Source organism: Streptomyces sp. NRRL S-495, assembly GCF_000966955.1.
Taxonomy (GTDB): domain Bacteria; phylum Actinomycetota; class Actinomycetes; order Streptomycetales; family Streptomycetaceae; genus Kitasatospora; species Kitasatospora purpeofusca.
On record NZ_JZWY01000714.1, the window covers coordinates 1 to 8,818 of the forward strand.

Below are 8,818 nucleotides of genomic sequence, written 5' to 3' on the forward strand. Positions count from 1 at the left end.
CGGCGGTTGCCGCTCCGCCCCGCTGTCCGGTTCGGGCGTTTGGTCGCGTTCTGCCATATTTGGAATACTTGCAGGTCAGGGGGCGTGCGCAGGGCCCTCGCGCGACATGGGACGATGGTCGGCATGTCAGCGACGCCGGGGCAGGGTGCCAACAGTGGACGGTACAACCGTCCGGATGCCTCGATGTCCCTGCTGACCAATGTGATGGACCACAGCCTCGACGAGGGGTACGCCGAGGCGGCTGCGGCCCGGGGCGGGGACGGTCCGTACCGGATACCGGGGACGGTGCGCGGGCTGATCAGCCTGGGCGCCGGGCTGGCGCTGGTCGGCGCGGTCATCACGGTCGGGGCGGTGAACGCGCACAAGGCGGAGCCGACGCTGGCCAAGGAACGCGATGCCCTGATCCACCGGATCAACGACGCCAACGGCTCGGCGGACCACCTGCAGCAGCAGGTCCAGGACCTGCGCCGGAAGGTCGACAGCACCCAGCGGCAGGCGCTCGCCCCGGGCGAGGGCGACCCGGCCGCGCTGGCCGGCGCGGTCGGCCTCGCCGAGGTCACCGGCCCTGGTGTGAAGCTGGTGCTGGAGGACGCGGCGGGGACGGGCGCCGGCGGGAACGTCGACCCGCGTGCCGGGCAGGGCTTTTCCAACAGCGGGCGGCTGCGCGACCGGGACCTCCAGCTGGTGGTGAACGGACTCTGGGCCTCGGGTGCGGAGGCGGTCTCCATCAACGGGCAGCGGCTCACCGCGCTCTCGGCGATCCGCGCGGCCGGCGAGGCCGTCCTGGTGGACAACCGGCCGCTGGTGCCGCCGTACACCGTGCAGGCGCTGGGGGACGGACCTCGGCTGCTGGCCGCCTTCGAAAGTGCCATGGCCGGTCAGTACCTGCGGCTGCTGCAGGAGAAGTACGGCATCAAGTCGACCCTGTCGGCCCAGAAGAGCCTGACACTGCCCGCGGCCGTCGGGGTGAGCCTGCGGACCGCCCAGCCCGCGGTGCCGGAGGCCTCGCCGACCGGCGCTCCGACGGGTGGTGCGAGCGGCTCGCCGTCCGGTGGCGCGTCGCCGTCGCCGTCCGCCCCGGCCTCCTCCGGCCCGTCCGCCGGGGCCTCGCCCTCGGCGAAGCCGAGCGGGTCGACCCCCGCCAAGCGCTCACCGAGTACGCCGGCCAGAACCACCACCTCGCCGCCCCCGGCGTCCTCCCCGCCCGCCAAGGGCTCCCGCCCGTCCACCACGACCACCGGGTCGTCCTCCGCAGCGACTGGAGCAGCTACACCGTGATTGCCGTACTGGGTCTCGTGATCGGCGTCGTCGTCGGACTCTTCGTCCAGCCCGAGGTGCCCGACGCCGTGGTGCCCTATCTGCCGATCGCGGTGGTGGCGGCGCTGGACGCGGTGTTCGGCGGCGTCCGGGCGATGCTGGACGGCATCTTCAACGACAAGGTGTTCATCGTGTCGTTCCTGTCCAATGTGGTGGTGGCGGCGCTGATCGTCTTCCTCGGCGACCAGCTGGGGGTCGGCTCGCAGCTGTCCACCGGTGTGGTCGTCGTCCTCGGCATCCGCATCTTCTCCAACGCGGCCGCGATCAGGCGCCATGTCTTCCGTGCCTGAGCCGGGCCGCGGACGCGCGGCGGCGGAGGAGGAAGTGGACGGATCGGTGGGAGAAGTCGTGCGGGACGAGAAACAAAGGGAAAGGTCTCCGGACGGGACGGTGACCGCCGGGGCCGAGGACGGGGCGGTCGAGCCGACCCCCGTGACCGAGGCCGAGGTCGAGCCGGAGCCGGAGCGCGTTCACGAGCGCGTCCAGGAGCCCGAGCGGGTGCCCGGGCCCGTGACCCGGCCGGTCCCCGGGGCCGTGGTCGGGCGTGCCCCTGAGGCGACGCCCGCGCCCGCGCCCGCGCGTGCGCCGGAGGCGGCCGCAGGGACGCCCGGCCCGGGGCCGGCGGCTCCGGCGGCACGGCCCGAGCCGAAGCCCGAGCCTGAGTCGAAGCCCCTGCCGGTGCCCGCGCCGGAGCTTCTGCCGGTGCCCGCGCCCAAGTCCGCGCCGGAGCCGAAGTCCGCGCCGGAGCCCGAGCCCGAGCCCGAGGACGAGCCCGGGTTCGAGGACGAGCCGGAGGAGGTCGAGCCCGCGCCGATGTCGGTGTCCGCGCGGGCGGTGGACCACCACTCCGGGCGCCGGCGGCTCAAGGCGGCGCTGTGGCCGCCGAGGATGTCGCGCGGTCAGCTGGTGGTGGCCGTGCTGCTGTTCGCGCTCGGTCTGGGGCTCGCGATCCAGGTCCGCTCGACCAACGACCACCACAGCCAGCTGCGCGGCGCGCGCCAGGAGGACCTGGTTCGCATCCTCGACGAACTGGACAGCCGTCAGCAGCGTCTCCAGCAGGAGAAGGCGGAGTTGGAGCAGTCCCTGGCCAAGTTGGAGAACAGCTCCAACCAGGCCAAGGAAGCCCAGGAGCAGACCAGGAAGAAGGTGACGGAACTCGGCGTGCTCGCCGGGACCGTCAAGGCCACAGGTCCGGGCATCGTACTGACGGTCGATGATCCCCAAGGGCAGGTGAAGGCAGATATGCTGCTGGACACCCTGCAGGAACTACGAGCGGCGGGGGCGGAGGCGATTCAGATCAACGATGTGCGCGTGGTGGTCAACACCTACTTCACGGACGTGTCCGGCGGCGGTGTGCAGATCGACGGCAAGAAGGTCTCGGCTCCGTACCGCTTCACCGTCGTGGGGAACCCGCAGGACCTCACCCCCGCGCTGAACATCCCGGGGGGTGTCGTCCGTACTCTGGAGAGCCACCAGGCGCGTGCGACGATCTCCCAGCAGCAGAAGGTGGTCGTCGACGCACTCGTCGATTTGAAGACGCCGCAGTACGCCAAGCCGGCTCCGAAGTGACCAGCACACTCGGAGTGCCACTCCCGCCGGCCCGATCCACGACCGGGCCCGCAGCCTGTCCGAGGTTCTCACCCTGCCCCACGGGCGGGTCTGTCACACGCAAGGGGATTCGCCCGTGAGTTTCTTCTCGAAGTTGTTCGGTCGTCACAAGGGCCGCGACGCGGCCGCCGCGGAGGCGCCGACCGCGCTGCACCGCCGGGACGACGAGCCCGGTGTGCCGGGCATGCGCTCCGCGCCGGAGGGCGCCGAGTACGCCGAGCGCCCCATGTTCCGGGACGGTGCCGGGGCCCAGTACGCGGGGAATCAGGCGGGCTACGGCGCGTCGGTTGACCCCTCCGGCGCGCCGCGCATAGGTTTCCCGTCAGCACCCTCAACCTCTGGTGGAGGGTTTGCTCCGGACCCGTACGCCGGGCACAACCCGTCGGGTGTGCCGCGCCAGGAGGCTGTGAACATGGCTGGCCCCACTCCGTGCCCCAGGTGCGGCAACCAGAACCCGGCCTCGGCCCGGTTCTGTTCCAACTGCGGTACGGCGCTGCGGGGTGGGCTGCTGCCCGAGGGGTCGGCCGAGACCACCTCGACCATCTCGATCTCCGGCCTGGAGTCGTACGACCCCAACACCACGACCGGGACCGGCACGCCGGCGCTCTCGGCCGAGGTGCTGGCGGCGATCGACGCGCTGCCGCCGGGCTCGGCCCTGCTGATCGTCCAGCGCGGCCCGAACTCCGGCAGCCGCTTCCTGCTGGACTCGGACAAGACCACGGCCGGCCGCCACCCGCAGGGCGACATCTTCCTCGACGACGTCACGGTCTCCCGCAAGCACGTGGAGTTCCGCCGGACGCCGGGCGGCGGCTTCACCGTCGCGGACGTCGGCAGCCTCAACGGCACCTACGTCAACCGGGAGCGGATCGACGAGGTTGCCCTGAACAACGGTGACGAGGTGCAGATCGGGAAGTACCGGCTGGTCTTCTTCGCCAGCCACAACCGGGGGTACTGAAACCAACGTCGGCAGGAGCCCGAGTGAGTACGAACACCCCTTCCTCTCCTCTCGGGGCGGCCACCCCCGCGTCGTCCGGTCCCAGGCCGGACCAGGGCGCGCGGGGCGTGGTCGCGGCCCCCAGGCAGCCGGCCCGTCCGGACCGGCCCGCCGGGCGGCGGCGCGGCGGCGACGAGCTGCTGAGCATCGGCGCGGTGCTGGCCTTCCTGCGTGACGACTTCCCCGAGGTCACCATCTCCAAGATCCGCTTCCTGGAGGCGGAGGGGCTGGTCGAGCCGCAGCGCACGCCCTCGGGGTACCGCAAGTTCAGCCCGGCCGACGTCGAGCGGCTGGCCTACGTGCTGCGGATGCAGCGCGACCACTACCTGCCGCTGCGGGTGATCCGCGAGCACCTGGACGCGATCGAGCGCGGCGAGGCCCCGCCCGCGCTGCCCGCCGCGGACACCCGGCCGGGCCCGCTGGAGGAGGCCGACCGTGAGCTGACCGCCGCGGCCGAGGCCGCCTCCGGGGTGCGGCTGGGCCGGGCCGAACTGCTGGCGGCCGCCGAGGCCGGCGAGACCGCGCTGGCCGAGTGGGAGGCCTACGGGCCGAGTGGGAGGCCTACGGGCTGGTCGCCCCGGGGCCGGACGGCGGGTACGACGGCGAGGCGCTTCAGGTCGCCAGGCTGGTCGCGGAGCTCGGCCGGTACGGGCTGGAGCCCCGGCACCTGCGGGCCATGAAGGCCGCCGCGGACCGGGAGATCGCGCTGGTCGAGCAGGTCGTGGCGCCGCTGCGGCGGCACCGGAACCCCCAGACCAGGGCGCACGCCGAGGCCACGGCCCGGGAGCTGGCGACCCTCTCCGTACGGCTGCACGCGGCCATGGTGCAGGCGGGTCTGCGGGCCCGTCCCTAGGGCGCCCGGTCCCGGGCCGCGCGGGCCGTTCCGGGACCGCGTCCGCCGCCCTCGGCGGGGCCCTGACCAGCGCCGTCGGCGCTGCGCTTTCATATCCGGGTCGGGAGCCATAGGGTTGCGTGTGTGAATGAGCTCGACGTCGTGGGTGTCCGGGTGGAGATGCCTTCCAACCAGCCGATCGTGCTGCTCCGCGAGGTCGGGGGCGATCGGTACCTTCCCATCTGGATCGGCCCGGGCGAGGCGACCGCGATCGCCTTCGCCCAGCAGGGCATGACGCCGGTGCGCCCGCTGACGCACGACCTCTTCAAGGACGTCCTGGAGGCCCTCGGCCAGCAGCTCACCGAGGTCCGGATCACCGACCTGCGCGAGGGCGTCTTCTACGCCGAGCTGGTCTTCGCCGGCGGGGTCGAGGTGAGCGCCCGGCCGTCCGACGCGATAGCGCTGGCGCTGCGCACCGGGACGCCGATCTACGGGAGCGAGGAGGTGCTCGCCGAGGCGGGCATCGCGATCCCGGACGAGCAGGAGGACGAGGTCGAGAAGTTCCGCGAGTTCCTGGACCAGGTCTCGCCGGAGGACTTCGGCGGCAGCGGCCCGCAGTAGTCCCGCGGCCGCCGGTGGCGGCCCTGGGGCAGCTCGGTGGCGGTAGTCCGCGCGGTGCCCGCGCCCGGGATTCGGGCTCGCGGGGCGATGGTCGTTTTGCCAAAAAACGCGCACCTACCCACACTGGGGGCACGAAAAACCACCCGCCTGAGTGATGTGGTCTGTTCGGCCCGGCGTGGCGATCGTTGACGGGCCATAGGGGACTGCCTACCGTCAGGAGGGGCTGCCCGGGTGTCCGACGCCCGCGGCCCGGTTTGCCCGCAGCACGAGTGGACGGAGGTAGGCATGACCGGCACTGGCGACGAAGTGGCCACGGGAGGCCTGTGCACCGTGCACCTGCCGCGCACCGCCCGTACCGTGACCGAACTGCCCCGGACGGAACTGCCGAGGGTGGGCCGGTTCCCGGCCGTGCAGCCCGGCCAGCCGACGATCGAGCGGTTCTCGCCGACCTCCGAGCTGATCGGCTACCGCGGGCCGACCGCCTGCACGGCGGCCGGCATCACCTACCGGCAGCTGGACTACTGGGCCCGCACCGGGCTGCTGGAGCCGAGCGTGCGCTCGGTGTACCCCGCGAGCAGCCAGCGGCTCTACAGCTTCCGCGACATCCTGCTGCTGAGGATCGTCAAGCGGCTGCTGGACGCCGGGGTCTCGCTGCAGAACATCCGGGTGGCGGTCGCCCATCTGCAGGCCGCGGCCGAGGTCGCGGACCTGGCCGGGACGACCCTGATGTGCGACGGCGCGACGGTGTACGAGTGCACGACGCCCCAGCAGGTGGTCGACCTGATGAAGGGCGGCCAGGGGGTGTTCGGCATCGCGGTCGGCGCGGTCTGGCGGGAGCTGGAGCTGACCCTGGCCCGGCTGCACGCCGAGCGGACCGACACCGGTGAGACGGTGGTCGGCCACGATCCGGCGGACGAGCTGGCGCAGCGGCGCAACCGCGCGGTGTAGGAACTCTCCCGCGCGACGCGGGGACTTCGGAACGACGCCGTGGGCCCGGACGGGGAACCGTCCGGGCCCACGGCATCGTCGTGCCCGGTGACCCGAGACGAGGGAGGGCACGTGCGGTTCGGTTCCGGCATCCCCGGGCTGGTGGCGCGCAGGGCGGTGGGGTTCGGCCGACGGCTGCGCCGGCGGCCGGCCCAGCGGCGGCTGTTCCAGCTGGTGACGCTCGGCTGCTCGCTGGCGCTCGCGCCGAGCGCCTGGCTCTGGCTCTCGGCCGGCGACCGGGTGGGGACGGTGGCGAGCGCGCCCTCGGCGCCGGTGGCGGTGGTGTTCGGCGCCGGGCTGTTCGACGGGAAGCCCTCGCCGTACCTGGCGCACCGTCTGGACGCGGCGGTGGAGCTGTACGAGCGGCAGAAGGTCCGGGCGATCCTGGTGACCGGCGACAACGGCCGGACCAGCTACGACGAGACCGACGCGATGCGCCGTTACCTGGTCGAGCACGGGGTGCCGGAGGTGCGGGTGGTCGGCGACTACGCGGGCTTCGACACCTGGGACTCCTGCACCCGGGCGCACCGGATCTTCGGGGTGGACCGGGCGGTGCTGGTGAGTCAGGACTTCCACGTCCGCCGGGCGCTGGCGCTCTGCGAGGCGGCGGGGATCGAGTCGTACGCGGTGGGTGTGCCGGAGGTCAAGGACCTCACCTGGCTGTACGGCGGCTTCCGGGAGGTCCCGGGGGCCGGGAAGGCGCTGCTGAACGCCTGGCTGCGGCCGGACCCGCTGTTCCTCGGGCCGCGCGAGCCGGGCATACCGAGGGCGCTGGCGGACGCGGGCACGGTCGGCGAGGGCGGCGACCCGGTCGGCGGCGAGCTGGGTGGCGCAGGGGTGGGCTGACCCCCGGCGGCCGGGTTCGGACACGTTGTCGGACCCGTGCGGGATGATCGGCGGGTGCGGTCACTGCCGAGCATCATCCACCTCGACATGGACGCCTTCTTCGCGGCGGTGGAGCAGGCGGCCAAGCCGAGCCTGCGCGGCAAGCCGGTGATCGTCGGGGGGCTCGGCGGGCGCGGGGTGGTGTCGACCGCGTCCTACGAGGCGCGGAAGTTCGGGGTCCACTCGGCCATGCCGATGGCGCAGGCGCGCCGGCTCTGTCCGAACGCGGCCTTCCTGGCCGGCCGGTTCGAGGCGTACCGGCGGGCGAGCGGGCTGGTGATGGGGCTGCTGCGGGAGCTGTCGCCGCTGGTGCAGCCGCTCAGCCTGGACGAGGCCTTCGTCGACCTGGAGGCCGGTCCGTACGGGCCCGTGCTCGCCGAGGCGGAGCACGGGACGGGGGAGCGGCTGCTGCTGGCGTTGGCCGAGGACCTGCGCGCGGACATCGTGGAGCGGACCGGGCTGACCGCCTCGGTCGGGGTCGCCGGGTCGAAGCTGATGGCCAAGATCGCCTCCGAGCAGGCCAAGCCGGACGGTCTGGTGCTGATCGAGCCGGGGCAGGAGCGCGCGGTGCTCGGGCCGATGCCGGTGCGGGCGCTGCCCGGGATCGGCCCGGCCACCGAGCAGGTGCTGCGACGGGCGGGGCTGAACACGGTGGCCGAGCTCGCGGAGGCGGGCGAGGCGGAGCTGGTGCAGCTGCTGGGGAAGGCGCACGGTGTCGGCGTCCATGCCATGTCCATAGGGCTGGACGACCGGCCGGTGGTGGCGGACCAGGACGCCAAGTCGGTGTCGGTGGAGGACACCTTCGAGGTCGACCTGGCCGACCGGGACCGGGTGCTGCGCGAGGTGGAGGCGCTGGCGCTGCGCTGTGTACGGCGGCTGCGCGGGGCCGGGCGCTCGGGGCGGACGGTGGTGCTGAAGGTACGGCGGTTCGACTTCTCGACGCTGACCCGGTCGGAGACGCTGCGGGGGCCGACGGACGACGAGGCGGTGGTCGTGGAGACGGCGCGCCGGCTGGCCTCGCAGGTGGACATCACGGGCGGGGTGCGGCTGCTGGGCGTCGGGGTGGCGCAGTTGGCCGACTACACCCAGGAGGATCTCTTCGCGCAGGCCGTCCGGGAGGAGGCGGCGGCCGAGGCCGAGGCCGGGGCGGGAGCGGAGGAGGAGCCGGAGCCGGCCGAGGAGCCGGCGGCGCCGGTGCGCCGCTGGCTGCCCGGGCAGGACGTGCGGCATGCCGAGCACGGGCCGGGGTGGGTGCAGGGCAGCGGGGTGGGGCGGGTGACGGTCCGGTTCGAGACGCCCTGGAGCGGGCCGGGCCGGGTGCGGACCTTCCGGATCGACGATCCGGCGCTGGAGCCGGCCCGGCCGCTGCCGCTGCGCCAGGAGTGGCCCGGGGCCGAGGACGGGGACGGCGACGAAGCGGGGGCGGAGGGCGTCGGGGAGGGGCCGGGGGAGGGCTGAGCGGCGCCCTCGCCGGGCCCGGACACGAAGCGGCCCCACCCGGCGGGGGAGCCGGGTGGGGCCGCTTCGTGTCCGGGCCGTGGACGGTCGCGATGCCCTCGGCGACCGTCCTGGTC

Annotated in this window: 8 protein-coding genes and 1 pseudogene; all 9 read left to right on the plus strand. The window is 73.7% G+C overall.

Features of this window, described 5'->3' with window-relative positions:
• The first annotated feature begins 123 nt into the window (after window positions 1-123).
• The 9 genes and pseudogenes from VR45_RS31555 to VR45_RS31595 all read left to right on the plus strand — a co-directional run bounded on the left by VR45_RS31555 (window position 124) and on the right by VR45_RS31595 (window position 8,702).
• Window positions 124-1,278 carry a DUF881 domain-containing protein gene (locus VR45_RS31555; protein ID WP_078897005.1) on the plus strand — a complete coding sequence of 385 codons (1,155 nt, stop codon included), beginning with the start codon at window positions 124-126 and terminating at the stop codon, window positions 1,276-1,278.
• Window positions 1,275-1,607, plus strand: coding sequence for a small basic family protein (locus VR45_RS31560; protein ID WP_030062488.1), 333 nt, complete (start codon window positions 1,275-1,277; stop codon window positions 1,605-1,607). The genes VR45_RS31555 and VR45_RS31560 overlap by 4 nt, the downstream gene beginning before the upstream one ends.
• A gap of 412 nt (window positions 1,608-2,019) precedes the next feature.
• The gene (locus tag VR45_RS31565; protein ID WP_052709518.1) at window positions 2,020-2,886 is read left to right on the plus strand and encodes a DUF881 domain-containing protein; all 867 of its coding nucleotides are present in this window, start codon (window positions 2,020-2,022) and stop codon (window positions 2,884-2,886) included.
• 73 nt (window positions 2,887-2,959) lie between these two features.
• Window positions 2,960-3,880, plus strand: coding sequence for an FHA domain-containing protein (locus VR45_RS44655; RefSeq protein ID WP_234326354.1), 921 nt, complete (start codon window positions 2,960-2,962; stop codon window positions 3,878-3,880).
• Between the two features lie 176 nt (window positions 3,881-4,056).
• A pseudogene (locus tag VR45_RS31575) lies at window positions 4,057-4,772 on the plus strand (MerR family transcriptional regulator).
• Between the two features lie 123 nt (window positions 4,773-4,895).
• Window positions 4,896-5,372: a bifunctional nuclease family protein gene (locus tag VR45_RS31580; RefSeq protein WP_030303568.1), complete on the plus strand. Its 477-nt coding sequence runs from the start codon at window positions 4,896-4,898 to the stop codon at window positions 5,370-5,372.
• A 285-nt stretch (window positions 5,373-5,657) separates the two neighbouring features.
• A complete protein-coding gene (locus tag VR45_RS31585; RefSeq protein ID WP_107084332.1) occupies window positions 5,658-6,320 on the plus strand; it encodes a MerR family transcriptional regulator in 663 nt (220 codons plus the stop codon).
• 174 nt (window positions 6,321-6,494) lie between these two features.
• Window positions 6,495-7,205, plus strand: a complete 711-nt coding sequence (locus VR45_RS31590; RefSeq protein ID WP_234326355.1) for an ElyC/SanA/YdcF family protein — start codon at window positions 6,495-6,497, stop codon at window positions 7,203-7,205.
• A gap of 54 nt (window positions 7,206-7,259) precedes the next feature.
• Window positions 7,260-8,702 (plus strand): DNA polymerase IV, encoded by a 1,443-nt coding sequence (locus tag VR45_RS31595; protein WP_045943301.1) that lies wholly within the window; start codon window positions 7,260-7,262, stop codon window positions 8,700-8,702.
• The last annotated feature ends 116 nt before the right edge of the window (window positions 8,703-8,818 follow it).